This is a genomic window from Cedecea sp. FDAARGOS_727 (assembly GCF_012273235.1).
In the GTDB taxonomy this organism is placed as follows: domain Bacteria; phylum Pseudomonadota; class Gammaproteobacteria; order Enterobacterales; family Enterobacteriaceae; genus Cedecea; species Cedecea davisae.
In genome coordinates, this window is the sequence record NZ_CP050966.1 from 293,862 (window position 1) to 319,476 (window position 25,615).

21 protein-coding genes are annotated in these 25,615 nt (G+C 54.6%); 5 read left to right on the top strand and 16 right to left on the bottom strand.

What is annotated here, in order from left to right; genetic code table 11:
- Nucleotide 1 precedes the first annotated feature (1 nt).
- Entirely contained in the window at nt 2-778 is a 777-nt protein-coding gene (cmoM, locus tag FOC35_RS01455; protein ID WP_016535632.1) for a tRNA uridine 5-oxyacetic acid(34) methyltransferase CmoM, read from the bottom strand.
- Between the two features lie 132 nt (nt 779-910).
- Here cmoM and elyC point away from each other — a divergent pair, with 132 nt between their 5' ends.
- Nucleotides 911-1,687: an envelope biogenesis factor ElyC gene (gene elyC, locus FOC35_RS01460; RefSeq protein WP_172567934.1), complete on the top strand. Its 777-nt coding sequence runs from the start codon at nt 911-913 to the stop codon at nt 1,685-1,687.
- Here the strand turns inward: elyC and FOC35_RS01465 are convergent.
- The 12 genes from FOC35_RS01465 to serC all read right to left on the bottom strand — a co-directional run bounded on the left by FOC35_RS01465 (nt 1,667) and on the right by serC (nt 15,702).
- On the bottom strand, nt 1,667-2,560 hold the full coding sequence (locus FOC35_RS01465; protein WP_016535630.1) for a YcbJ family phosphotransferase: 894 nt from the start codon (nt 2,558-2,560) through the stop codon (nt 1,667-1,669). The genes elyC and FOC35_RS01465 overlap by 21 nt on opposite strands.
- Nucleotides 2,561-2,694: 134 nt before the next feature.
- Entirely contained in the window at nt 2,695-3,441 is a 747-nt protein-coding gene (gene kdsB / locus FOC35_RS01470) for a 3-deoxy-manno-octulosonate cytidylyltransferase (protein ID WP_016535629.1), read from the bottom strand.
- The gene (ycaR, locus tag FOC35_RS01475; protein ID WP_016535628.1) at nt 3,438-3,620 is read right to left on the bottom strand and encodes a protein YcaR; all 183 of its coding nucleotides are present in this window, start codon (nt 3,618-3,620) and stop codon (nt 3,438-3,440) included. The genes kdsB and ycaR overlap by 4 nt, the downstream gene beginning before the upstream one ends.
- 48 nt (nt 3,621-3,668) lie before the next feature.
- Nucleotides 3,669-4,901, bottom strand: a complete 1,233-nt coding sequence (locus FOC35_RS01480; protein ID WP_172567935.1) for a winged helix-turn-helix domain-containing protein — start codon at nt 4,899-4,901, stop codon at nt 3,669-3,671.
- Between the two features lie 49 nt (nt 4,902-4,950).
- A complete protein-coding gene (lpxK, locus tag FOC35_RS01485) occupies nt 4,951-5,934 on the bottom strand; it encodes a tetraacyldisaccharide 4'-kinase (RefSeq protein WP_172567936.1) in 984 nt (327 codons plus the stop codon).
- A complete protein-coding gene (msbA, locus tag FOC35_RS01490) occupies nt 5,931-7,679 on the bottom strand; it encodes a lipid A ABC transporter ATP-binding protein/permease MsbA (protein WP_039898042.1) in 1,749 nt (582 codons plus the stop codon). Before msbA ends, lpxK begins: the two co-directional genes overlap by 4 nt.
- A gap of 37 nt (nt 7,680-7,716) precedes the next feature.
- Nucleotides 7,717-9,984, bottom strand: a complete 2,268-nt coding sequence (locus tag FOC35_RS01495) for a ComEC family protein (RefSeq protein WP_172567937.1) — start codon at nt 9,982-9,984, stop codon at nt 7,717-7,719.
- A 201-nt stretch (nt 9,985-10,185) separates the two neighbouring features.
- Nucleotides 10,186-10,470, bottom strand: coding sequence for an integration host factor subunit beta (ihfB, locus tag FOC35_RS01500; protein ID WP_172567938.1), 285 nt, complete (start codon nt 10,468-10,470; stop codon nt 10,186-10,188).
- Between the two features lie 117 nt (nt 10,471-10,587).
- Entirely contained in the window at nt 10,588-12,261 is a 1,674-nt protein-coding gene (gene rpsA, locus FOC35_RS01505) for a 30S ribosomal protein S1 (RefSeq protein WP_016535621.1), read from the bottom strand.
- Nucleotides 12,262-12,379: 118 nt separating this feature from the next.
- Entirely contained in the window at nt 12,380-13,063 is a 684-nt protein-coding gene (gene cmk / locus FOC35_RS01510) for a (d)CMP kinase (RefSeq protein ID WP_016535620.1), read from the bottom strand.
- A 192-nt stretch (nt 13,064-13,255) separates the two neighbouring features.
- Nucleotides 13,256-14,539 (bottom strand): 3-phosphoshikimate 1-carboxyvinyltransferase, encoded by a 1,284-nt coding sequence (aroA, locus tag FOC35_RS01515; protein WP_172570299.1) that lies wholly within the window; start codon nt 14,537-14,539, stop codon nt 13,256-13,258.
- A gap of 77 nt (nt 14,540-14,616) precedes the next feature.
- Nucleotides 14,617-15,702 carry a 3-phosphoserine/phosphohydroxythreonine transaminase gene (serC, locus tag FOC35_RS01520; protein ID WP_172567939.1) on the bottom strand — a complete coding sequence of 362 codons (1,086 nt, stop codon included), beginning with the start codon at nt 15,700-15,702 and terminating at the stop codon, nt 14,617-14,619.
- 307 nt (nt 15,703-16,009) lie between these two features.
- Between serC and ycaO the strand changes: the two genes are divergently transcribed.
- The 4 genes from ycaO to pflA all read left to right on the top strand — a co-directional run bounded on the left by ycaO (nt 16,010) and on the right by pflA (nt 22,300).
- Entirely contained in the window at nt 16,010-17,773 is a 1,764-nt protein-coding gene (gene ycaO / locus FOC35_RS01525) for a 30S ribosomal protein S12 methylthiotransferase accessory factor YcaO (RefSeq protein ID WP_172567940.1), read from the top strand.
- 401 nt (nt 17,774-18,174) lie between these two features.
- Nucleotides 18,175-19,032, top strand: coding sequence for a formate transporter FocA (gene focA, locus FOC35_RS01530; protein WP_039898041.1), 858 nt, complete (start codon nt 18,175-18,177; stop codon nt 19,030-19,032).
- A gap of 51 nt (nt 19,033-19,083) precedes the next feature.
- A complete protein-coding gene (pflB, locus tag FOC35_RS01535; RefSeq protein WP_172567941.1) occupies nt 19,084-21,366 on the top strand; it encodes a formate C-acetyltransferase in 2,283 nt (760 codons plus the stop codon).
- Nucleotides 21,367-21,559: 193 nt separating this feature from the next.
- On the top strand, nt 21,560-22,300 hold the full coding sequence (gene pflA / locus FOC35_RS01540) for a pyruvate formate lyase 1-activating protein (RefSeq protein ID WP_016535613.1): 741 nt from the start codon (nt 21,560-21,562) through the stop codon (nt 22,298-22,300).
- Nucleotides 22,301-22,331: 31 nt separating this feature from the next.
- Here pflA and FOC35_RS01545 read toward each other — a convergent pair whose 3' ends face one another.
- From FOC35_RS01545 to FOC35_RS01555, 3 genes are all read right to left on the bottom strand, one after another.
- Nucleotides 22,332-23,213 (bottom strand): LysR family transcriptional regulator, encoded by an 882-nt coding sequence (locus tag FOC35_RS01545; protein ID WP_172567942.1) that lies wholly within the window; start codon nt 23,211-23,213, stop codon nt 22,332-22,334.
- A gap of 95 nt (nt 23,214-23,308) precedes the next feature.
- A complete protein-coding gene (locus FOC35_RS01550; RefSeq protein ID WP_172567943.1) occupies nt 23,309-24,457 on the bottom strand; it encodes an MFS transporter in 1,149 nt (382 codons plus the stop codon).
- A 296-nt stretch (nt 24,458-24,753) separates the two neighbouring features.
- Nucleotides 24,754-25,614: a dimethyl sulfoxide reductase anchor subunit family protein gene (locus FOC35_RS01555; RefSeq protein ID WP_172567944.1), complete on the bottom strand. Its 861-nt coding sequence runs from the start codon at nt 25,612-25,614 to the stop codon at nt 24,754-24,756.
- Nucleotide 25,615 lies beyond the last annotated feature (1 nt).

Below are 25,615 nucleotides of genomic sequence, written 5' to 3' on the forward strand. Positions count from 1 at the left end.
TTTATCCTTGGCTCTGCGGCTTAAACGCGGTTACGTGAATATAGCGGCCGAGACTGATAAACGGCTCCTGCCGGCAATAACGCGTCTCCAGCGTCAGCAAATCGTCAAAACCATCTCGTTGTTTGTTTTTGTCTCGCAGGTAATCATGGAACACCCGCACGCCGGTTTTACCGGTAATTTGCCAGCCAATTTGCTCCAGCCAGTGGTAAACCTGTTCTGGCTGCAGCGGATTGTCGGGCGAAAGGGTTTTACGCTTATTTTTCTTCATGCCCTGCAGCACATATTCAAAGTTACCCACGAACATGTTTCGCATCAGCAGGCCGTTTGCATTGTAGAACATTAGCGACAAAGTGCCGCCCGGGCGCAAACAGTCCCAAAGCGCTTTTAACGCGGCCTGGGGATCGGTTACCCATTCCAGCACCGCATGAAACAATATCAGATCAACCGGGCTTTCCAAATGTTGGGCGATGTCCTGAGCGGAGGATTGTACAAAATGCATGTTGTCGCTCACACCTTTCTCCTGAGCGAGCATTTTTGCACGTTCAATCATTCCGGCGGAGACATCGCAAAGCAGCACCTGGTGGCCTAATTCAGCAAATCGGGTTGCCGTCTGGCCTTCCCCGCCGCCCGCGTCGAGCACCCGCAGTTTTTCAGGCTGGGTTGCCAGAAAAGCCTCTAAGTCCTGCCACAAAATCTCCTGCCGCAACTGGCCTTTTGTTGTGCCATAGATATTGTGCGAGAACTTCTCGGCAATATCGTCAAAATTGCGGTCACCCATGGGTACAGCTCCGTGGCAAAAGAGGTCGTCTGACAAAACCGCTATTTTGGCACAGCCGGGGCGAGAATGAACCCATCTGGTGTAATATCACAGGCGTTTCGCTGCCGGATGGTTAAAAAGGACCCGAATTTCATGCTTTTTATACTGAAAAAATTCATCGGCGGGCTGCTGTTGCCCCTGCCTTTCCTGCTGCTTGCCATGGGTCTTGCCCTTGCGCTGCTGTGGTTTACCCGCTGGCAGAGAACCGCAAAGGGCTTACTCACGGCGAGCTGGATGGTTCTGTTCCTGATTAGCCTGCAGCCCGTTGCGGACTGGATGCTTAAGCCGCTGGAAGATACCTACTCCACGCGCCAGCAGGGCGATAATGTTAAATACATCGTAGTGCTGGGCGGCGGCTATACGTGGAATCCGCAATGGGCACCCAGCTCCAACCTTATCAACAACAGTTTACCGCGCCTGACGGAAGCGATTCGCCTGAAAAATCTGAATCCCGGGGCAAAGCTTATCTTCACCGGGGCCAGAGCGATGACCAATAACGTCAGTACGGCGGAAGTTGGGGCACGAGTCGCAGAAAGTCTGGGAATTTCACGAGATGAGATAATCACCCTGGACTCGCCAAAAGATACGGAAGAAGAGGCACAGGCGGTTGCGCAACTGATTGGCCAGCAGCCGTTTATCCTGGTGACCTCGGCCTCCCACCTGCCGCGCGCGATGACCTTCTTTACCCGCGCAGGGCTGCACCCGCTTCCCGCTCCGGCTAACCAGCTGGCGATAACCTCCTCGCTTAATCCGTGGGAGAGAATTATCCCGTCCCCGGTCTGGCTGTTGCACAGTGACCGGGTGGGTTATGAAACGTTGGGGCGCGCCTGGCAGTGGCTGAAAGGCTCCTCAGGAGAGCCAGGGGAGTAGTTCCTTCGAGGCTTTATCAAACGCAGGCCGGTTAAGACGGCCGGTCTGCAACAGTTGAGCAATTTCATCCCACAGCACGTACAGCCAGCGCCGCCAGAGGAAAGACTCCGCCACCGGGGCACGCTGTAAATAGCGCCACAGCAGGCTCTCCGACTGGCCCGGTTCTGAAAGCCGGAACAGCTCGTATTCCCGGGGCGCCCACAGCATCATGCCGGGGTTAACCATCGCCAGCAGCTGGTCGCTGCGTGAGTCCTTGAGCATGCTTCTGAGGGAAAAATTGCCGTGGATGAGCACGCAGTTATCGTTAAAGTTTTCAAACATGCGCGGCAGGCACTCGCGGGTGCGGAACAAAATGCGCCTGTCCTGCATCGTCAGCCCGGTATTTTGGTATTGATTGAGCGTGCTCCACAGAACCTCAACCCGCTGGCGATACCAGTGCGGCCAGATGTTTTCCTGGGTGCTGTCAACGTTGCCGACGCAGCCTCCGCTGTCTACCCGGTGCCAGGAAAGCAACCCCTCGACTATCTGATCTTTAAGCTGCTCCCAGCGGTTGGGCGTGCGCGTCGGTGCTTCACCCGGCACCCCGCGCAGCCGCTCCATTAGCAGAACATCCGGCCCGGGAATATCGTCGTGAGTGATAACCCCGTAAACCACCGGCATCCTCACCGTACCCGAGCGCGCGAGCAGCGACATTTTCCACGCCAGCTGGGCGGCCAGCCCGGGCGAGGTAAAGCTTTTTGCCAGCAGCGGCATAGCGTGACCTTCGCTGTCATACAGCGACCACAGCGACGTTTCCGTATGTTCGCTGATGCACTCAATGCGGCTGAGTTTCTCACCCAGCAGGTGACTTAGCTCCTTACGCAGCAATTCCATACCGATTTCCCCTGGTAATACTGTTGATTTAATAATGAGCGCAGCAGGGGAAGTTGTCACCACTTCAGATCAATCTGGATTCAGAAAAAGAAAAACCGGCGCAGAAGGCCGGTTTGTTTGCACAGAAGAAAGGCTTAGCGCATCGCGAGGCGGACGCGCTCCAGATCTTCCGGCGTATCAACGCCAATGCTCGGGATAGCCTTAGCGACGGCAACGTGGATTTTTTCCCCGTTCCACAGCACCCGCAGCTGCTCCAGCATTTCAATCTGCTCAAGCTGGCTTGGCTCCCAGCTAACATAGCGGCGGATAAAACCGGCGCGGTAGCCGTAAATGCCGATATGGCGCAGGAAGGTATCGCCAATCTCTTCGCGGGACTTAGCAAAACGCTCGCGATCCCACGGAATGGTTGCGCGTGAGAAATAGAGCGCGTAACCCTGAGCGTCCATCACCACTTTCACGGCGTTGGGATTAAAGGCTTCTTCCGCTGAGTCAATCGGCACCGCAAGCGTCGCCATTCCGGCCTGGCTGTTAGCAACGTTGTTAGCCACCTGCTGAATAATGACCGGCGGGATCATCGGCTCATCGCCCTGCACATTAACGATAACCGTCTCATCGCTAAAGCCGCATTTTTCAATCACTTCCGCCAGGCGTTCGGTGCCGGACTGATGGTCGGGGCTGGTCAGGCAAACTTCGCCTCCGGCGGCTTCAACCACGCTTGCAACCTCAGGGTGATCGGTAGCGACGATGATACGCTCGGCACCGGACTCACGCGCCCTGTCCAGCACGTGGAGGATCATCGCTTTACCGTTGATATCTTTCAGAGGTTTACCCGGCAGGCGCGTGGAGGCATAGCGTGCGGGAATAATAGCCACAAAACTCATGGATTGGTCTCGTCCGAATTCAGGGTACGCGCTTCGGTTTCCAGCAGAACCGGGATGCCGTCGCGCAGCGGGAACGCCAGGCCATCGGGCTTACAGATAAGCTCTTGCTTTTCCTGGTTATAATAGAGCTTGCCGTTACAAACCGGGCAGGCAATGATTTCAAGTAAACGACTTTCCATAATTACTCCAGATGAGTGCCATCGACGGCACCAGAATAGCATAAATGACTAGCCCGCCGGGGCCATTTCCCAACCGGGCCCCCATGTTTCTCTTAGCGCTTCCGGCAACATGCCAAAGGAGATATTCGTTGCCGACTGCCAAAGGGCAAACTCGTTCAACGCGCCCCGTAACCCTTCTACCAACGAGCGGGTCACTTTGACACCCTCCTCCAGGTAAAGGCTTATCACTTCCAGCTCTCCCTGCTTGCGGTGCATTTTGGCGTCCATTCGGCCAACCAGAGCGCCATTGTGCAGCAGCGGTAGAACGAAGTAGCCGTAGCGGCGTTTTTCAGCGGGCGTGTAGCACTCGAGCCGATAGGAGAAATCAAACAGCGCTTCCGCCCTTCTGCGATCCCAGACTACGGGATCAAAAGGTGACAGCACGGCGCTGTGGGTGGCTTTTAGCTGGTTTTGCTGAGCTTTATCCAGCAGCGGCAACAGCGAGTGATGCAGCAGCATTTCGCCCAGTTTCTCGACTTCAACCCGGATGACGCTGCCGGAAGAAATCCAGTTCTCAAGTAGCGGTTTTAACGCGAGGTTTTTCAGGCGGTAGTAGTCCGCCAGCCATTCGGGGCGAAACACGCCAAGGCTGCGGGCGCTGTTCTCCAGCATTTTCAGCTCGGCCTGCTGCTGGTCAATAAGATGGACGGCGTCGTCCCAGTGCGGCATCACCCGGTGAGTCAAATCATACACGCGCTGGAAATTACGCCGCTCGGTAACCATAACCTTCCCGGCGGTAAACAGGCCTTCGAGGTGTTTTTTCTGCGGCTTCCACTCCCACCAGCCGCTGGCTCTCTTGCGGGGATGTTCAAAGTCGGCAGAGCGCACCGGGCCGTTTTGCTCGATAAACGCCAGCAGCTGCTTTATATCCTCTGCATGTTCCGCCATCCACTCAGGGCGGTATTTCCAGCCCATATTTTCCGGGCTGAGCATGCGGTGGCGGATCAGGGAAAAATCCTGCTTTGGCAGGAAGCAGGCTTCATGCGCCCAATACTCAATCAGCTCGCCGTTCGCAAGCGCGTTATCCAGCCAGTTTTGCTCAAAACGGCCAAGGCGGCTGAACAGGACCAGGTAAGGGCTGCGGGCAACAATATTGATGGTATCAATTTGCAGAAGCGACATGCGGGATACCGCCTCGCTAATGTCCGAAGGACGAGCGCGGCGGCGAGGTTTTTGTAAAAGCCCCTGAGCGGCAAGGTGCAGATTCCGGGCTGCGCGGAGTGAAAGATGCGGAACGGTCATGGCACACCTGTTATCAACGAACACAAAACCGGTGCCGGTAACGGTAACGCTACCGCACCAGAGCCAGTAACTCCCTGAGCAAAGCATCGGCCAACGGCGAAGTTAGCTGCGCATCTACCGGCAAATACCACCAGTCGGGATGCCCCTGCACAAAAGCGCGGCATTTAACCGCATCTTTCTCCGTCATCAACACCGTTTGTCCGGGTGCCGCGATGTTGAGCATATCCTGTTCGGTAATGGCCTGGTGGTCGGCAAGCGCAACGGTTTTAACCGGCTTCACGCCACACTGTTCGAGCGTGGCAAAAAAGCGCGGAGGATGCCCGATACCGGCCATAGCAACCACGTTGCTCAACGCATTTACCGGGCGACGCTCGCCTGTCAGGACATTAATGGCCAGCCCCGGCTCCAGGCGCATGGCTATTTCCCCGGACTGCGCCACGCCGCCGTTAACAATTACCGCATCCACGCTGCGCAGGCGCCCGGCCCTCTCACGCATCGGCCCGGCGGGTAACCACCAGCCGTTGCCAAAGCGGCGAGCGCCGTCAATCACCACAATTTCTTTATCGCGGGCCAGAGCGTAATGCTGCAACCCGTCATCGGTAATAATAATTTGCGGGTCTGACGACTGAATAAGCGCTTTAACGGCCTCGCTGCGTTTTGGCGCTACCGCTACAGGCGCACCGGTACGCTGAAAAATCAGCACCGGCTCATCGCCTGCTTCAGAGGGAATCGTTTGAGAGTCAAGCAGCAGAGGGTAAGCGGCAGCCTTGCCGCCGTAGCCGCGGGAAACTACGCCGACGCGAATCCCGCGCCGCTGTAGCTGCTCAACCAGCCAGATAACGACCGGCGTTTTCCCGTTGCCACCTGCGGTCAAATTGCCTACCACAACGACGGGAAGCGGAGCACGCCAGGCTTTGCGCAGGCCAAGGCGATAAGAGAGGCGGATTATGCCGCTCACCAGGCCATACAGCCAGGAAAGCGGCAATAGCAGCAGGTAGAGCGGAGATTTACCCGACCAGATGCGCTCTATCATTCGCCAAATTGCATCTTATGAAGCTGGGCATACACGCCGCGGTGAGCCAGCAGCTCCTGGTGCGGCCCGCGCTCAACGATGCGGCCATCTTCCACTACCACGATTTCGTCAGCCTGCTCGATGGTTGACAGTCGGTGGGCGATAACCAGCGAGGTACGGTTTTTTTGCAGCTCATCAAGCGCCGCCTGAATAGCACGCTCAGACTCGGTATCAAGCGCAGAGGTGGCCTCATCGAGGATCAGAATCGGGCTATCACGCAGCAGCGCACGAGCAATCGCAATACGCTGGCGCTGGCCGCCTGAGAGCAGCACGCCGTTTTCACCGATCATGGTATCAAGCCCGTTCTCCATCTTGCTGATGAAGTCCATGGCATAGGCCATACGCGCGGCCTTTTCGATATCCTCACGCGAATACTGCTCGGTGCGGGCATAAGCGATGTTATTGGCGATGGTATCGTTGAACAAATGCACATTCTGAGAAACCAGAGCAACCTGGTTGCGCAGCGAAGCAAGGGTATATTCACGAATATCCAGGCCATCAATCAGAACCTCACCCTCTTCCTGCTCGTAGAAACGAGTGATCAGACTGGCGATGGTTGATTTACCGGAGCCGGAGCGGCCTACCAGGGCAACGGTTTTACCTGCCGGGATGGTCAGGTTGATATTGCGCAGGGCAGGAACATCGCGCCCCGGATAGGTAAAGGTAACATTGCGGAATTCAACGTCGCCTTTAGAGCGCTCGATAACCTGTTTGCCGTTGTCTTTTTCCTGTTCAGAATCGAGGATGGAGAACAGCGTCTGGCAGGCGGCCATACCGCGCTGGAACTGGGCGTTAACGTTGGTCAGTGATTTCAACGGGCGCATCAGCGCAATCATCGAAGAGAAGACGACGGTAATAGTCCCGGCGGTGAGGGTCTCCATTACGCTCGGGAAGCTTGCGGCATAAAGCACGAAGGCCAAAGCGAAAGAGGCAATCAGCTGAATGATCGGGTCGGAAATAGAAGACGCAGAAACCAGCTTCATCCCCTGGTTACGCATGCGGTTGCTAACCTTGTCGAAACGGCTGGTTTCCACCTGCTGGCCGCCGAAGATCAGCACTTCTTTATGGCCCTTCAGCATCTGCTCGGCGCTGGTTGTTACCTGCCCCATGGTGTTCTGCATGTTTTTGCTGATATTACGAAAACGCTTGGACACGAAGCGAATAGCAAACGAAACGATAGGCGCCAGTACGATCAAAATAACCGACAGCTGCCAGCTGTACCAAAACATCAGCACAAACAGACCGATAATCGAGGCACCTTCGCGCACTACGGTAATCAGCGCGCTGGAAGATGAAGAAGCAACCTGCTCAGAATCGTAGGTAATACGTGAAAGCAACGTACCCGTCGACTGCTGGTCGAAGAAAGCGACCGGCATGCCCATCATGTGGCTGAACAAGCGGCGACGCATATTCATCACCACCATTCCCGAAACCCATGAAATGCAATAGCTGGAGACATAGCTTGTGATACCGCGCAGCAGCATCAGGGCGATAACGGCCAGCGGCATCCACAGCAGCACCGATGAGTCCGTTTTGCCGAAACCATCATCCAGCAGAGGTTTCAGCAGCGAAAGCATATAGGTGTCGCTCGCAGCATTAAGGATTAACGCTATCCCAGCCACAATCAGACCCGTTCTAAATGGGGTTATCATCGGCCAGAGCCGGCGGAAAGTCTGCCACGTGGAGAGATCTTTATCGTTCTGCATTAAGTCGAACCAGCCTTTTATGAAATAGCCGCATATTCTACCCATTATCGCGGGTGACGCCAAACCACTGATGATACCAACGGGGCAATATTTGCTCTCTGAAGCCAGAGATTTGCCATTTATCACTGTTTATTGTGATTGTCAGCTGCCCCGACAGCGCCGTGTCGTACCAGCGGTAACCATATTTGTGGTAGCGTTCAATAATATTCAGAGAAGGTAAGCGCCATGCGTTATAACGCGATGTGGAAGCCAGCGCCACGCTGCCTGATACCGCCCGCAGCAGCGGCCCGCTTGAAGATGTGCGGCTCCCGTGATGAGGAACCTGAATAATATCTGCTTTTAATTCCTGCCACCGCTTCCTTAGCATAGCCAGTTCAGCCCCGGCTTCCAGATCTCCGGTAAGCAAGAGTCTGAATTTTCCGTCGCTCACCATCACCACGCAGGAGCGATTATTGCCCGTGTTCTGAGTGTCCTTCGGCGGCCACAAAGCGCTAAATTGCAGCCCCTGCCAGCGCCATTGCTGGCCACGAAAACAGGGTTGATGCCCTTTATCCGGCAGCGGGCTTCGGACTTTCAGACCGGGCCACTCCTCCTCTAAGCTGCCAAGTCCGCCGATGTGGTCCAGATGCTCATGGCTAATGATCGCGTTTTCGGGTTCAAGATTGTGCCATTTCAGCCACGGAATTATCACTTGCCTTGCCGCATCGCCACCGGGCCACGCATTGCCCGTATCATACAGCAAAGCCTTCCCTTCTTTTTCAATAACCACGGCAAGCCCGTGCCCGACATCCAGCATATGTATCGCCCAGCCTTCAGGAATAGGTTTGCGCCAAAAAGGGGATGACATGCACAGCAGAATAGCGATGACAGCCGCAGGAGAGCTGCGCCAAAGGCAAAATCGCCAGATAACAATCCCCCACCAGGCAAAAAACGCCAGCCAGATAAAGCGCCGGTCCAGCGCCACCCAACCTGCGGGTAGGCCCGCAAGTAGAGCAAACACCACGGCCAGAGATTTATCGGCCAGATACCATAGCGCCGCACCGGCCCCCGGCAGCGAGACCAGAGCCATACCAAACAATATTAGCGGCACGCTGATAAACGTAATTGCCGGGACCGCAAACAAGTTTGCAACCAGTGAGGTAAAGCTCACGCCATGAAACAGTAGAAGCTGAAGCGGCACCAGCAGAAGAGTTACGCCAAGCTGAAGATAGAGCAGATCGATTAGCGGCTTCAAATATCGGGGCAAATTCAGGCGCGGCTGCGGCACCCACTGATACCAGAATATCAGCCCACCTACCGCCAGCGCCGATAGCCAAAGGCTGTCCGCCAGGATAGCCAGCGGTTCGCAGAAAACGATGCCCGCTGCACAGCAAAGCAATACGTGCCACGATGGCCACTGGCGGCCGCTCAGCCGGAGTGCCGCCCAGACGCCCATCCCCACCATGGTGCGAACGGCCGGCGGGCTCATGCCCGAAAGCCACGTATAGAACAACGCCACGCCAAAACTCGCCAGCAGCGGCAGGCGATAACAAATCCAGGGCGCCGGCAGGCAAAACTGGAATACCCTGGCAAACAACCAGCCAATGCCTCCCGCAAGCGCTATATGTAACCCGGATATCGCCATAAGATGGGCGGTGCCGGTATCACGCATAATTTTTTTTACTTCGCCGCTCACATCTATCCGTTCCCCAAAGCCGAGTGCGATTATCACACCTTGCCAGGGTAGGTGCTGCGTGGCCGCTTTTGCCCTGCGAAGCCATTCGCCACGTAAATTACAGCTTTCTGATAGCAGCGTAGCGCTCAGAACCCGGCCAGTGAACGGGAGAAGCTGTGAAAGCGCGTAGCGCTGGCCGTCAAATATGCCTTCGTTTAGCTGCCCGTGAACCGGGCGAAGCCGTAGCTTCATCTGCCATACCTGCCCCTCGCATACCGGCTGCGCAAAGACGCTATTTTTGAGCGCCACGCCGGGAGCAGGAAACAGATAGCGTTCGTTGACTCTCACTATGCGTAATTCATGGCGGCGCTCGCCGTCGCTGCGGATTATTTTTACCTGAGCTGAAACCGGCTGTTGCCCTAACTCATCAAACATATCCAGCGTTTGTCGGGCGGCCAGCAGGCTCCAGCTCAGCATCAGCACAAACAAAGCCAGATAACGAGCAAAGCGATAACGGCCAAAACAGCCGCAGAGTAGCAGAGCCGCTACGGGCAGCAGCAGAATAGAGTACGTCGCCGGGATAACCGGGAGCCAAAGCAGCGGCAATGAAGCCAATATAACAACGCAGGCAACCGCCGGAATTGAAAACATGCACACCTCCTTGTCAGGAGCAGTGTGCGCTGAGCGGGTATCAGTATCAGAAGGTTAGCGGGGAAATGAGCGCGGAGTAATGCATTAAACGGCTAAGCCAGCAACGTTACATCTCCCGCAGGGAGCTGGTTCGCAAACCCGTTGGTAAAGCCAAAAAAAAGGCACCTCGGGCGAGGTGCCTTTTTCGTCAATTCCGAAGAATTAACCATAAATATTGGCGCGGTCACGTAGCTCTTTACCTGGTTTAAAGTGCGGAACGTATTTACCTTCCAGATCCACTTTATCGCCGGTTTTTGGATTACGTCCGGTGCGAGGAGCGCGATAGTGTAAGGAGAAACTGCCGAAACCCCGGATTTCAATACGTTCACCCTGGGCGAGCGTAGAGGCCATATGCTCCAGCATCTCTTTAACCGCATCTTCCACCGCTTTCGCCGGGACATGGGATTGCTGGGTTGCAAGTCTTTCTATCAATTCTGACTTGGTCATGTGATTCCTCCGGTTTCCATTCAGGAAAATTAGCTTACAGCTCTCAATCGAACAAGGGCGGCCGAAGCCGCCCTGATTTTATACCCCAGCAACAGCCAGGATACAACGCTCGGACGATTACTCGCCTTTAGCTGCTTTGAATGCTTCAGCCATTGCGTTAGAGAAGTTGCTTTCTTCCTGTTTGTTGTTAACAGTAGCGATTGCATCTTTCTCGTCAGCTTCGTCTTTAGCACGAACAGACAGGCTTACAACACGGTTTTTACGATCAACGCCGGTGAACTTAGCTTCAACATCGTCGCCAACGCTCAGAACCAGAGTTGCATCTTCAACGCGGTCACGGGAAGCTTCAGAAGCACGCAGGTAGCCTTCAACGCCGTCTGCCAATTCAACTGTAGCACCTTTCGCGTCAACTGCCGTTACTTTACCAGTAACGATAGTGCCTTTCTTGTTCAGCGCAACGTAGTTGTTGAACGGATCTTCTGCCAGCTGCTTAACGCCCAGGGAGATACGCTCACGCTCTGCGTCAACCTGCAGAACAACTGCAGCGATTTCGTCGCCTTTTTTGTATTCACGAACTGCTTCTTCGCCTGCAACGTTCCAGGAGATGTCAGACAGGTGAACCAGGCCGTCGATGCCGCCGTCCAGGCCGATGAAGATACCGAAGTCAGTGATAGACTTGATTTTACCTTCAACGCGATCGCCTTTGTTGTGGGTCTCAGCGAACTGCTGCCATGGGTTGTTTTTGCACTGCTTCAGACCCAGGGAGATACGACGACGTTCTTCGTCGATATCCAGAACCATAACTTCCACTACATCACCAACGTTAACAACTTTGGATGGGTGGATGTTTTTGTTGGTCCAATCCATTTCGGATACGTGAACCAGGCCTTCAACGCCTTCTTCGATTTCAACGAAGCAGCCGTAGTCGGTCAGGTTGGTCACGCGGCCAGTCAGTTTGGTACCTTCTGGATAACGCTTAGCGATAGCTACCCATGGATCTTCGCCCAGCTGTTTCAGGCCGAGGGATACACGAGTACGTTCGCGGTCGAACTTCAGCACTTTAACAGTGATTTCGTCGCCAACATTCACGATTTCGCTTGGATGCTTAACGCGTTTCCATGCCATATCGGTGATGTGCAGCAGGCCGTCAACGCCGCCCAGATCAACGAATGCGCCGTAGTCAGTGAGGTTCTTAACGATACCTTTAACTTCCATGCCTTCTTGCAGGTTTTCAAGCAGCTGATCGCGCTCTGCGCTGTTCTCAGACTCGATAACCGCACGGCGAGAAACAACAACGTTGTTGCGTTTCTGATCAAGCTTGATAACTTTGAACTCAAGCTCTTTGCCTTCGAGGTGCAGGGTGTCGCGAACTGGACGAACGTCTACCAGAGAACCTGGCAGGAACGCACGAATACCGTTCAGCTCAACAGTGAAGCCACCTTTAACTTTGCCGTTGATAACACCAACCACAGTTTCAGCTTCTTCGTAAGCTTTTTCCAGCGTGATCCAAGCTTCGTGACGTTTAGCTTTTTCACGGGACAGCAGGGTTTCACCGAAGCCGTCTTCCACTGCATCCAGAGCAACGTCAACTTCGTCACCAACCTGGATTTCCAGCTCGCCCTGGGCGTTCTTGAACTGCTCTGCCGGAATGGCGGACTCAGATTTCAGACCGGCGTCAACCAGTACTACGTCTTTGTCGATAGCAACAACAACACCACGAACGATGGAACCCGGACGGGTTTCGATTGTTTTCAGGGATTCTTCAAATAGTTGAGCAAAAGATTCAGTCATATTGATAATCTTCAGGATTCTTCAATTTAACGTCCATCTGACTTCATGTCGGATGGGGTTGTTTCACATGCCTGCTCACAATCCATTGCAGCAGGTACATCGGAATAGGGTCGCTATCTCAAGCGAGCGCCAGCTTTTCGCGGGCGTATTGTAGCGCTTTTTCAATCACTTGCTCAATACTCATACTGGTTGAGTCCAGCACTAAAGCATCGGCAGCGGGTACCAGCGGCGCTACAGGCCGATTCCGGTCGCGATCGTCGCGTTCTTTGATCTCGGCCAAAAGGCGCTCAAAGTTAACACTAAAGCCCTTCCCCTGCAACTGTAGCATACGTCTGTGGGCGCGCTCTTCTGAGGAAGCATCGAGGAAAATTTTCACCGGGGCATCGGGGAAAACGACGGTGCCCATATCGCGACCGTCGGCAATAAGGCCCGGAGCCTCGCGAAATGCTCGCTGGCGGCGCAGCAGCGCTTCACGTACCCGAGGGAAAGCGGCGACCTGCGATGCGGCGTTGGCCACTTCCTGAGTACGGATTTCGCCGCTCACATCTTCCCCTTCGAGGATAACTTCGAGGTTACCTTCCGTAGAGACAAAACGGACGTCCAGATGCGCGGCAAGCGGCACCAGCGCGTCTTCAGAGGCGACATCAACATGGTGATGCAGCGCAGCGAGCGCAAGTACGCGATAAATCGCACCAGAGTCCAGCAGATGCCACTGCAGCGCTTCGGCCATGGCCTTGCAGAGCGTGCCTTTACCGGCGCCGCTTGGGCCATCAATCGTTATTACCGGGGCGGATGCCGTCATCGTTTTCTCCTCATTCGCTGGATTCGCGGTTGATAAACGCCGCGCATTATACGCCGCAACGGCCAGGACTGTTATCTTTCCGGGGAAATATCGTCTGGAATCAGGCTGAGTGTAGAAGAATTGCGCAACGACGGTTGTAAGGAATCGTAGGGGAATAAAAAAACCGCATCATATGATGCGGTTAGAGTGACCTCAGGCCAGGGTACTGATGCGGGCGAGCTGGTCGAAATAGTCCGGGAAGGTTTTTGCGGTGCAGCCCGGGTCAAGAATGGTCACCGGCGTATCGGACAGCGCCACCAGCGAGAAGCACATTGCCATTCGGTGATCGTTGTAGGTGCCAATTTCGGCAAACTGCAGCTTTGCAGGCGGCGTGACGGTGATATAATCCTCGCCCTCTTCCACCTCGGCACCAACTTTACGCAGCTCGGTCGCCATCGCGCTCAGGCGGTCGGTCTCTTTTACGCGCCAGTTATAGATGTTACGCATCGTAGTGGTGCCTTTGGCGAACAGCGCGGCGGTCGCGATAGTCATCGCCGCATCCGGGATATGGTTCATGTCCATATCGATAGCGTTCAATTCCCCACGCTCACAGCTGATGAAATCATCGCCCCAGGTCACTTTCGCGCCCATTTTCTCCAGCACGTCGGCGAAGCGAATATCGCCCTGAACGCTGTTGCGGCCAATCCCGGTCACTTTCACCGTACCGCCTTTAATCGCCCCGGCGGCGAGGAAGTAAGAGGCAGAAGAGGCATCGCCTTCCACCAGATATGCCCCCGGAGACTGGTACTGCTGCGCGCCACGAATAATAAAGCTGCGGTAGTCGCGGTTTTCCACCTCAACGCCAAAGGTTTTCATTAAATGAAGGGTGATATCGATATAGGGTTTGGAAACCAGTTCGCCTTTGATGGTGATTTCGGTGTCATTTGCCGCCAGCGGCGCGGTCATCAGCAGCGCGGTAAGGAACTGGCTGGAAACGCTGCCGTCCACTTCAACCTTGCCGCCGCTGAAGCCGCCGCGCAGGCGCAGAGGCGGGTAGTTTTCCTGCTCCAGATAATCAATCTGCGCCCCGCCCTGGCGCAGAGCGTCAACCAGGTGACCAATCGGGCGCTCTTTCATGCGCGGCTCGCCGGTGAGCACAATGTTGTTGCTCCCGAGGCACAACGCGGCCGCCAGCGGGCGCATAGCCGTTCCGGCATTGCCTAAAAATAGTTCAAGCTCGCCCTTCGCATGCAGCGGCCCGGCCACACCGGTGACTTCACAACGAGTACGATCCGCAGAAAGCGTATAGCTTACGCCCAGCGCTTTCAGGGCATTAAGCATATGGCGGACATCATCGCTATCCAACAGGTTGCTCAGAACCGTGGTGCCTTTCGCCAGCGCGGCAAGCAGCAGCGCACGGTTAGACACGCTTTTGGAGCCGGGCAGATTGATGGTGCCGTCGACCAGCGCGATGGGTTGTAACGTCAGGGATTCCAGCATGGGGAAAATACTCTCAACTCAAACAGAATAAAAACCCCGCAGGCAAGCCGCGGGGCAAAGTGCTATGGCAACAATTAACCGTGACGGCGCTCGAAGTCCACCATAAAGTCGGTCAGCGCTTTCACGCCGTCGAGCGGCATCGCGTTATAGATGGAGGCACGCATGCCGCCCACTACGCGGTGGCCTTTCAGGGAGTGCAGGCCTGCGGCAAATGACTCTTCGAGGAACACTTTATCCAGCGCGCTATCCGCCAGCTGGAATGGAATGTTCATGCGGGAGCGGTTAGAGGCCGCCACGTCATTTCGGTAGAAACCGCTGTTATCAATCACGCCGTACAGCAGCTCGGCTTTCGCCTGATTGATACGGTCCATGGCCGCAACGCCGCCCTGCTCTTTGAGCCACTTAAAGACCAGGCCAGCAAGATACCATGCGAAGGTCGGCGGCGTGTTGAACATCGAATCGTTATCGTTAAGGACGGTGTAGTCCAGAATCGATGGGCAAGCTTTGTGTGCTTTGCCCAGTAAATCTTCACGCACCACAACCAGCGTAAGGCCAGCCGGGCCGATGTTTTTCTGCGCACCGGCATAAATCACGCCAAAGCGGCTAACGTCCAGAGGACGAGAGAGAATGGTGGAAGAGAAGTCCGCCGCCACTACGGTATCGCCAAAGTCAGGCGTTTCATCAATTGAGATGCCGTCGATGGTTTCGTTCGGGCAGTAATGCAGGAAAGCGCTGTTGTCGGAAACCTGCCATTCGCTCATCGGTCTGATGGCACGTTTGCCATCGACGGTAATTTTCACATCGTGGGCAATTGGCTGGCAGTATTTCTTCGCTTCTTTAATCGCGCTGTTAGCCCAGTAGCCGCCGTCGATATAGTCAGCGCTGGTTTTATCGCCGAGGATATTCAGCGGCACGCCAGCAAACTGACCGCGGCCGCCGCCGTGGCAGAATAAAACTTTATAGTTGGAGGGGATTTGCAGCAGATCGCGAAAATCTTTTTCTGCCTCTTCGGCAACCTGAATAAACTCTTTACCACGGTGGCTAATTTCCATTACGGAAGTGCCAAGCCCGTGCCAGTCGCACAGTTCCTGTTGTGCACGACGAAGAACCTCAGCCGGTAGCATCGCCGGACCAGAACTAAAATTGTATACCTGTGTCATTTCCCCTCACCACGCCTCGAGCAATAAGTTTTTATTACATTATCGGTTTTATCATTCAGCGGCGCAGTGTTGCAACGGTTAATCCGGTGCCGGGGGTTAATGTGCGCAAAATCACACAACACAATCTTCCGGCGGCAGAAAAAATTGCCCGATATCCGGCGGTCAGGCCAAAAAACTCTAAGCTCACCGGGTTACAGCAATGCCGCAGAGCCTGTTATGCTAGCGTCGCCTGCACCGGGCGGATGATAGCGTCCCTCCGGTAAAACCCGTATCATTGCGCGTTTTGCGTACCATTAAAGTGAACCCCATGACCCAGACTTTTATCCCCGGCAAAGATGCCGCCCTGGAAGACTCCATCGCTCGCTTCCAGACCAAGCTGACCGACCTCGGCTTTAATATCGAAGAAGCCTCCTGGCTTAACCCGGTGCCAAACGTGTGGTCGGTGCATATTCGCGATAAAGACAGCGCGCTTTGCTTCACCAATGGCAAGGGCGCAACGAAAAAAGCGGCGCTGGCTTCCGCGCTGGGTGAATATTTTGAACGTCTGTCCACTAACTACTTCTTTGCCGACTTCTGGCTGGGCGACACCATCGCGAATGGCCCGTTTGTTCATTATCCAAATGAGAAGTGGTTCCCAATCCCGGAAGATGAACAACTGCCGGAAGGGATCCTCGATGACCGCCTGCGCGCCTTCTACGATCCGGAAAACGAATTAACCGCCGGGATGCTTATCGATCTACAGTCAGGAAACGAAGAGCGCGGTATCTGCGCCCTGCCGTTTACCCGCCAGTCCGACCAGCAGACCGTTTATATTCCGATGAACATCATCGGCAACCTGTACGTTTCTAACGGCATGTCCGCCGGGAACACCGCCAACGAAGCGCGCGTTCAGGGCCTGTCCGAAGTGTTCGAACGCCATATTAAAAACCGCATTATTGCCGAGAGCATCAGCCTGCCGGAGATCCCGCAGGAAGTGCTGGCTCGCTACCCTGGCGTAGTTGAGTCGATTAAAACGCTCGAAGCGGAAGGTTTCCCAATCTTCGCCTACGACGGTTCTCTGGGCGGCAAATATCCGGTTATCTGCGTGGTGCTGTTCAACCCGGCGAACGGCACCTGCTTCGCCTCGTTTGGCGCACACCCGGACTTCGGCGTCGCGCTTGAGCGTACCGTAACCGAGCTGCTGCAGGGCCGTGGTCTGAAAGACCTGGACGTCTTCACCCCGCCAACCTTCGACGATGAAGAAGTGGCCGAGCACGCTAACCTGGAAACTCACTTCATCGACTCCAGCGGCCTGATCTCCTGGGATATGTTCAAGCAGGATGCCGATTATCCGTTTGCCGACTGGAGCTTCTCCGGCACCACGGAAGAAGAGTTCGCCACCCTGATGGCTATCTTCAAATCAGAAGACCAGGAAGTCTATATCGCTGACTACGAGCATCTGGACGTGTACGCCTGCCGTATTATCGTTCCGGGCATGTCCGACATCTACCCTGCGGACGACCTGCTGCTGGCCAACAACAGCATGGGCAGCCACCTGCGCGAAACGATCCTGGCGCTGCCGGACAGCGAGTGGGAACAGCAGGATTACCTGGACCTTATCTCCCAGCTTGATGACGAAGGCCATGACGACTTCACCCGCGTACGCGAGCTGCTGGGCCTGGCGACCGGGAAAGATAACGGCTGGTACACGCTGCGCATCGGCGAGCTGAAAGCGATGCTGGCGCTGGCGGGCGGCGACCTGGAGCAGGCGCTTATCTGGACCGAATGGACCATGGAGTTTAACGCTTCGCTGTTCAGCCCGGCGCGCGCCAACTACTACCGCTGCCTGCAAACCCTGCTGCTGCTGTCTCAGGAAGAAGAGCGCGAGCCGCTGCAATACCTGAACGCTTTCGTACGCATGTACGGTGCGGACGCGGTAGACGCGGCAAGCGCGGCGCTGAGCGGAGAAGCAGCCTTCTACGGCCTCCAGCCGGTGGATAAAGACCTGAAAGCCTTCCCGGCTCACCAGGCCTTGCTGGCCGCTTACGAAAAATTGCAGCGTGCCAAAGCCAAATATTGGCAGGTAAAGTGATTTATTAACAACTTAGGGGTGCGAACCGCACCGGGTCTGAGCTATATTACGGGGCGCTTTTTGGCCCCGTTTTTATTATTGCAACAATAATAATTTATTATGTAATTTTTTGGTTAATTTCGGGTAAATCATTATTTGCCGACAGAGAAAATAATGTTGCTTAAATATTGAAATACTCCATTTTAATTAACCGATTTCAGAAGGAGTTGTGGCTAAATTCAATTTTATCTATAAACATTAAAATTTATTTTTTCAGGGATAATCAAATAGTTATGCTGAAAATCGGGTATAGACCTGCTTTTTCAGTGCCTATTAGCTTGGCGAGATATGATCCACATCAAATTTTACTCTATAATGCTTTGTTAGTATCTCCTCGCCGAATTAAATAAGAGAGAGTTAGTGTGAAAGCTGACAACCCTTTTGATCTAGTGCTTCCACCAGCGATGGCAAAAATTGCCGAAGACGCTGGCGTTTATAAAGCAACAAAACAACCGCTAACGACCTTTTACTTAGCGATTACCGCAGGCGTCTTCATTTCGATTGCCTTCGTGTTCTACATTACCGCCACAACCGGCACTTCCACTATCCCGTTTGGGATTGCCAAACTGATTGGCGGCACCTGTTTCTCGCTGGGCTTGATTCTTTGCGTTATCTGCGGTGCTGACCTGTTTACTTCCACCGTCCTGATAGTCGTTGCCAAAGCCAGCGGCAGAATCACCTGGTGCCAGCTACTGCGTAACTGGGTCAACGTCTATATTGGTAACCTTATCGGCGCGCTGCTGTTTGTCCTGCTGATTTGGCTGTCCGGAATGTATATGACGGCTAACGGCGCATGGGGGCTGAACGTCCTGCAAACCGCCGACCATAAAATGCACCACACGTTTGTCGAAGCGGTCTGCCTCGGCATTCTCGCAAACCTGATGGTTTGTCTGGCGGTTTGGATGAGCTACTCCGGCCGCAGTCTGATGGACAAAATGTTTGCTATGATCCTTCCGGTTGCCATGTTTGTTGCCAGCGGCTTTGAGCACAGTATCGCAAACATGTTTATGATCCCGATGGGCATCGTAGTACGCAATTTTGCCAGCCCGGAATTCTGGACCGCAGTAGGGTCTTCTCCGGAAAGTTTCTCGCATCTGACCGTGTTGAACTTCATCACCGATAATCTGATTCCGGTTACTATCGGAAACATCATCGGCGGGGGTTTACTGGTTGGGTTGACATACTGGGTAATTTATCTGCGCGGTGGCGATAAGCACTAAGCTTAGCCAACACGTAGGATTAAGAACTCCACATTAGAAGGTAGGTGTTACATGTCCGAGCTTAATGAAAAGTTAGCCACAGCCTGGGAAGGTTTTGCTAAAGGCGACTGGCAGAATGAAGTCAACGTACGTGACTTTATTCAGAAAAACTACACCCCGTACGAGGGTGATGAGTCCTTCCTGGCAGGTGCTACCGACGCAACTACCAAACTGTGGGACAGCGTGATGGAAGGCGTCAAACTGGAAAACCGCACTCATGCGCCAGTTGATTTTGACACCGACCTTGCTTCTACCATCACTTCTCATGATGCTGGTTACATCAACAAGTCCCTCGAAACTATCGTGGGCCTGCAGACTGATGCTCCTCTGAAACGTGCAATTATTCCGTTCGGCGGCATCAAAATGGTTGAAGGTTCTTGCAAAGTGTACGGTCGTGAACTCGACCCAATGCTGAAAAAAATCTTCACCGAATACCGTAAGACTCACAACCAGGGCGTGTTTGACGTTTACACCAAAGACATCCTGAACTGCCGTAAATCCGGCGTCATCACTGGTCTGCCAGATGCGTATGGCCGTGGCCGTATCATCGGTGACTACCGTCGCGTAGCGCTGTACGGTATCGACTACCTGATGAAAGACAAGTTCGCTCAGTTCAACTCACTGCAGACCAAACTGGAAAACGGTGAAGACCTGGAAGCGACTATCCGTCTGCGTGAAGAGATTTCCGAACAGCACCGCGCGCTGGGTCAGATCAAAGAAATGGCTGCTAAATATGGCTGCGATATCTCTGGTCCTGCTACCAACGCTCAGGAAGCTATTCAGTGGACTTACTTCGGCTACCTGGCCGCGGTTAAATCTCAGAACGGCGCTGCAATGTCCTTCGGCCGCGTATCCACCTTCCTGGATGCTTACATCGAACGCGACATCAAAGCAGGCAAAATCAACGAGCAAGACGCTCAGGAAATGATTGACCACCTGGTCATGAAACTGCGTATGGTTCGCTTCCTGCGTACCCCAGAATACGATGAGCTGTTCTCCGGTGACCCAATCTGGGCAACCGAATCTATCGGCGGTATGGGCGTTGACGGCCGTACTCTGGTGACTAAAAACAGCTTCCGCTTCCTGAACACCCTGTACACCATGGGGCCGTCTCCGGAGCCGAACATCACCATTCTGTGGTCTGAAAAACTGCCACTGAACTTCAAAAAATACGCGGCTAAAGTCTCCATCGACACCTCTTCTCTGCAATATGAGAATGACGACCTGATGCGTCCTGACTTCAACAACGACGACTACGCGATTGCTTGCTGCGTAAGCCCGATGGTTGTTGGTAAGCAAATGCAGTTCTTCGGTGCTCGTGCAAACCTGGCGAAAACCATGCTGTACGCTATCAACGGCGGCGTTGATGAAAAACTGAAAATGCAGGTTGGCCCTAAAGAAGCGCCAATCACTGCTGAAGTGCTGGACTACGACAACGTTCTGGATCGTCTGGACCACTTCATGGACTGGCTGGCTAAGCAGTACGTGACCGCGCTGAACATCATCCATTACATGCATGACAAGTACAGCTACGAAGCGTCTCTGATGGCTCTGCACGACCGTGACGTTGTTCGCACCATGGCTTGCGGTATCGCCGGTCTGTCCGTTGCGGCTGACTCCCTGTCTGCAATCAAATACGCCAAAGTTAAACCGATTCGCGACGAAGATGGCCTGGCTATCGACTTCGAAATCGAAGGCGAATACCCGCAGTTCGGTAACAACGACCCGCGTGTTGATGACATCGCCGTTGACCTGGTAGAACGTTTCATGAAGAAAATTCAGAAACTGAATACCTACCGTGGCGCTATCGCGACTCAGTCCGTTCTGACCATCACCTCTAACGTGGTTTATGGTAAGAAAACCGGTAACACTCCAGACGGTCGCCGCGCAGGTACTCCGTTCGGTCCAGGCGCTAACCCAATGCACGGCCGTGACCAGAAAGGTGCTGTTGCCTCTCTGACCTCCGTTGCAAAACTGCCGTTTGCCTACGCTAAAGATGGTATCTCTTACACCTTCTCTATCGTGCCGAACGCGCTGGGTAAAGACGACGACGTGCGTAAAACCAACCTTGCAGGCCTGATGGATGGTTACTTCCACCACGAAGCGAACATCGAAGGTGGTCAGCACCTGAACGTGAACGTGATGAACCGTGAAATGCTGCTGGACGCCATGGAAAACCCTGAGAAATACCCTCAGTTGACCATCCGCGTATCCGGTTATGCAGTACGTTTTAACTCCCTGACTAAAGAACAGCAGCAGGACGTTATTACCCGTACCTTCACTCAGTCCATCTAATTCCCTGTTAGACTGAAGAAGCGTAATATATAAAGGCTCCACACCCGTGGGGCCTTTTTACTAACCTCTCTGCTATCAGCCTGCTTTGCCAGCTATCTATACTCTGGGTAACTGCCAAAACAGACTTAACACAGCCGGCTTGAGCTGTGCACCCACAGGCCCCGGATGGGCCACACCTGGAGAAATCACCGCAATGTCAGCAATCGGACGAATTCACTCTTTTGAATCCTGCGGAACCGTGGATGGCCCCGGTATTCGCTTCATTACCTTCTTCCAGGGCTGCCTGATGCGCTGCCTCTACTGCCACAACCGCGACACCTGGGATACCCACGGTGGCAAAGAGGTAACGGTAGATGACCTGATGAAGGAGGTGGTGACCTATCGCCACTTTATGAACGCATCCGGCGGCGGCGTGACCGCATCCGGCGGCGAAGCTATTCTGCAGGCCGAATTTGTGCGCGACTGGTTCCGCGCCTGCCGCAAAGAAGGCATTCATACCTGCCTGGACACCAACGGCTTTGTGCGTCGCTACGATCCGGTCATTGACGAGCTTCTTGAAGTTACCGACCTGGTCATGCTTGACCTGAAGCAGATGAATGACGAGATCCATCAAAACCTGGTTGGCGTGTCAAACCACCGCACGCTGGAGTTCGCGCAGTATCTGTCGAAAAAAGAGATCAAAGTGTGGATCCGCTACGTGGTTGTCCCGGGCTGGTCTGATGATGATGATTCTGCGCACCGCCTCGGTGAGTTCACGCGTGATATGGGCAACGTCGAGAAAATTGAACTGCTGCCGTACCACGAGCTGGGCAAACACAAATGGGTTGCGATGGGCGAAGAATACAAACTGGACGGCGTTCATCCGCCGAAAAAAGAGACCATGGAGCGGGTGAAAGGCATTCTGGAGCAGTACGGCCATAAGGTCATGTACTAATTCAGACCGGGCGCTCTCGTTTACGGGAGCGCTATTGTGTCTGCCAGGCGGATTCAACTGCCGCTATCACCTTCTCCAGCTGGCTTTGGGCTATGTGCCCCGGCTTCCAGAGCGCCACCACAGGATGCATCAGCCCGCGATCCCCAATTTCCGTTTCCAGCCGTTCGATTCCCGGCCAGTTTTCTACCCCAAAATGCAGCGGCAGAAAGGCCCACCCTTCCCCGGCGCACAGCCGCTTCTCCAGCAGGGTCAGCTCATTCACCCGTATTACCCGGTCGGCAATCTGGATGCGCTGTGCCAGCGAGTCCGGCATCTCGCGGAAGGGAACCAGCTGCGTACCGGCTGCGAGGTGTAAAAGAGAGACAGGTTTGCCCGGGAAAAGCCCTCTCTTCGCCCAGACCGCAAGCTCCAGGCTGCCCACGGCGCGCCACTGCAGATGAGTATTAACCGAACGATTGAGCGCCTGAAAAATACCAATATGCGCTTTCCCTTCGTCGAGCCATCGCTCGGCATCGGCGCGCTCGCACAGTAATAAATCGAGGGTGATTTGCTCCTGAGCCAGCCGCTCAACCAGGCGGAGTAAAAATTCACGAGGAGTCAAAGGGTCGTAACACAGGGTCAGGCGGGTCTCAATTTGCCCCGGCATCTGGCGTGCGACTTCGGAAAACGCCCGTGCTTCATGGAGAAACAGCCGAGCCTGGCGATAAAGTAACTTTCCAGGTTCAGTTAAGGTCAGAGGGCGGGTTGCGCGATCGAACAGCGTGTAGCCGAGATCGATTTCGAGGTAGTCCAGAAGCTGGCTGACCGTTGTCCGGTCTTTTTTCAGCTTTTTAGCGGCCTTCGTCAAGGTGCCACATTCGCAGACGCAGGCAAAAGCTTCTATTTGCGCCAGCGTAAAGTTTACCGAATCCATCGCTTCCCCTTTTTATGTACCGGGGTATCATCCCATAGATCGCTACGTATTCCGATAAAGGAATACGCAGCGGGAAAAGCGACGGGAGCTCAGACTCAGGCGTGAGCCACCGGAGTCGGGTGCTGACCAGCTTTGCGCAGGAGCATCATCAGGTAAACAAACGATACGGCGGCCATCATGATAAACAGCACGTTATCGGAGTAGTTTTGCATCAGCAGGGCGGTCACCGTTGGCCCAATCAGGCTGCCGATGGTGTAGCTAAGCAGCAGCGCCTGGTTCATCGCCACCAGCTGATGGCGCTCAACTCGCTCGCAGGCCCAGGCCATCGCAACCGGGTAAAGCGTAAAGCCGAAAGCGCCCAGCACAAACAGCGCTGGCCCCATCGCCGCATTGCTTAACATGGCGAGGCAGCCGAGGATAACGACAAAGACCTGCACGCGCAGCACCAGCAGGCGGCCATATTTATCCGCCAGGCGCCCCATCGGCCACTGGCCGACAATACCGGCACTAATCATCACCGCCATCCAGAAACCAATTCCGGAGTCGCTAACGCCCTGGTGATTGAGGTACAGCGGCATCAGGCCATACAGTGAGCCCAGGACAATGCCGGACATAATGCAGCCGTTGATACCAAGCCGGGCCTGCCGCAGGCGCAGCATCGGCCACACAGGAGTATTTTCACGGTGCTCATCGCCGTCGCTCACGATATGAGTAAACAGCAGCGGAAGAATGGCCGCCAGCACCAGAGCGGTTGCCCACGGCAGGACGCTCATCAGCTCGGTAGACAGCTTGCTGACCATCAATTGCCCAACGACCATGCCGATATAATAAACCGTCATGTAAGCGGCCAGCAGGCGACCACGGTTGCGGGAGGTACCGCTGCACATCAGCGCGCTCTCAACCACGACCCAAATCATTGCGCAGCCAACCCCGGCGATAAAACGCCAGATCATCCAGCTCCAGAATCCTACCATCAGCCCGAGGCCGACGCAGCCGACGGCAAAGATAAACGAAGCCATGTAGTAGCTGCGGTTGAAGCCGTGGCGCTTAATCACCCATCCCGTAATCAACGTCCCCACCAGGTTACCGGAGAAGTAGGCCGAGCCGACCATGCCGACCTGCCAGGTAGGAAGATTATCGTGAGCCAGCCAAAGCGGGACGAGCGTGTTTAAAACCGCCATCGCCAGAGTCAGCAGCAGTAACCCGCAAAGCAGCAGCAATACGGGACGGGTATAGATGGTCATGGGTGTAAAACCGTGAGGGAATAAGGAAATTTGTGCGCATCATGCCACCGGCAAATTGATTGTCAATCCAGCAATAATGGGGGGTACAGCGGTTTTTGGGCCCGACGATTTGAAAAACTTATCCTGCTATTAAGTGACAGAGGTCACGTAAAATGTATCTCTCTGTTTTTGATGCGATATAGCGAAAATTCACCTCCTGCGAACAAAGAAAAATTTCATGGATCTTCAGGTGAAATTTTCTTATGCGAAAGGGATAAAAAACGCGCCCTGAGGCGCGTTTATAACCGGATGAAATGTTAACTCGCGATAGCCATACCAACGGTCATATGCAGCCCGTAGAATACGCCGCGACCGATAAGCTCACCGGCCAGCACAAACAGCATCGCCAGCGTTAAAAGCGCCACGCCCGGCTGACGCCCCTTTAACTGCGGGGCAACCCAGCAGACCAGAGCGACAACCAGCAGCCCCATGCGCCAGGCCATCAACGACCCATACTGCGGCACCAGCGCCGAAGCCTGCTGAATAGAGCTGTGCAGCGTTGCCAGCTCCATCCCCTGCATCAGCACCACAACCATGCTCACCAGCAGCGCAATTAGCGTGACTACCGGCAGGACTCGCATCGCCCAGCCGTTAACACCCGCCGCACGCAGCAGCAGGTAGCCGAGCAGCGGGCCGCCAATAAACATCGTCAGGAAGAAGCTCAGCGGCGTCCAGATGCTGAACCAGGTTGGTACCGTGTCAATCAGGTAGACGCGGCTCATCATCCAGACAAAAACTACGCCGAGAATCATCGTGACCAGCGCCCAGGCTTTTCCCAGCGCCTGCGGCATCTTCCCCAGCACCGTTAGCAGCCACCAAAAACCGCCCACGGCAAAGAACACCGAGCCGCTCGCAATCTCATTACTGAGCGAAGAACTGCCTATGCGGTTAAGCGAATTAAAAGCACGCAGCGGCGAGCCAAGGTGCAGCACCGAAGCCACAAAGCCGATGCCCATCAGCACCCAAAGCACCACCATCGCCAGTTCCGCACGTTTACGGGTTGCTTTGTCGTCCACGCCGTACAGCAGAGCCAGTGCCATAACGATAAAACCACCCGCGACGCACTGCCCCAGCACGGTAAAGATCATTAGCGGCCATTCATGCCATCCGTTTCCCATC

Excerpts from the sequence above, each read along its gene's own strand:
- cmoM (WP_016535632.1), bottom strand. The coding sequence starts at position 778 with ATGGGTGACCGCAATTTTGACGATATTGCCGAGAAGTTCTCGCACAAT.
- elyC (WP_172567934.1), top strand. The coding sequence starts at position 911 with ATGCTTTTTATACTGAAAAAATTCATCGGCGGGCTGCTGTTGCCCCTG.
- FOC35_RS01465 (WP_016535630.1), bottom strand. The coding sequence starts at position 2,560 with ATGGAATTGCTGCGTAAGGAGCTAAGTCACCTGCTGGGTGAGAAACTC.
- kdsB (WP_016535629.1), bottom strand. The coding sequence starts at position 3,441 with ATGAGTTTTGTGGCTATTATTCCCGCACGCTATGCCTCCACGCGCCTG.
- ycaR (WP_016535628.1), bottom strand. The coding sequence starts at position 3,620 with ATGGAAAGTCGTTTACTTGAAATCATTGCCTGCCCGGTTTGTAACGGC.
- FOC35_RS01480 (WP_172567935.1), bottom strand. The coding sequence starts at position 4,901 with ATGACCGTTCCGCATCTTTCACTCCGCGCAGCCCGGAATCTGCACCTT.
- lpxK (WP_172567936.1), bottom strand. The coding sequence starts at position 5,934 with ATGATAGAGCGCATCTGGTCGGGTAAATCTCCGCTCTACCTGCTGCTA.
- msbA (WP_039898042.1), bottom strand. The coding sequence starts at position 7,679 with ATGCAGAACGATAAAGATCTCTCCACGTGGCAGACTTTCCGCCGGCTC.
- FOC35_RS01495 (WP_172567937.1), bottom strand. The coding sequence starts at position 9,984 with ATGTTTTCAATTCCGGCGGTTGCCTGCGTTGTTATATTGGCTTCATTG.
- ihfB (WP_172567938.1), bottom strand. The coding sequence starts at position 10,470 with ATGACCAAGTCAGAATTGATAGAAAGACTTGCAACCCAGCAATCCCAT.
- rpsA (WP_016535621.1), bottom strand. The coding sequence starts at position 12,261 with ATGACTGAATCTTTTGCTCAACTATTTGAAGAATCCCTGAAAACAATC.
- cmk (WP_016535620.1), bottom strand. The coding sequence starts at position 13,063 with ATGACGGCATCCGCCCCGGTAATAACGATTGATGGCCCAAGCGGCGCC.
- serC (WP_172567939.1), bottom strand. The coding sequence starts at position 15,702 with ATGACACAGGTATACAATTTTAGTTCTGGTCCGGCGATGCTACCGGCT.
- ycaO (WP_172567940.1), top strand. The coding sequence starts at position 16,010 with ATGACCCAGACTTTTATCCCCGGCAAAGATGCCGCCCTGGAAGACTCC.
- pflB (WP_172567941.1), top strand. The coding sequence starts at position 19,084 with ATGTCCGAGCTTAATGAAAAGTTAGCCACAGCCTGGGAAGGTTTTGCT.
- pflA (WP_016535613.1), top strand. The coding sequence starts at position 21,560 with ATGTCAGCAATCGGACGAATTCACTCTTTTGAATCCTGCGGAACCGTG.
- FOC35_RS01545 (WP_172567942.1), bottom strand. The coding sequence starts at position 23,213 with ATGGATTCGGTAAACTTTACGCTGGCGCAAATAGAAGCTTTTGCCTGC.
- FOC35_RS01550 (WP_172567943.1), bottom strand. The coding sequence starts at position 24,457 with ATGACCATCTATACCCGTCCCGTATTGCTGCTGCTTTGCGGGTTACTG.
- FOC35_RS01555 (WP_172567944.1), bottom strand. The coding sequence starts at position 25,614 with ATGGGAAACGGATGGCATGAATGGCCGCTAATGATCTTTACCGTGCTG.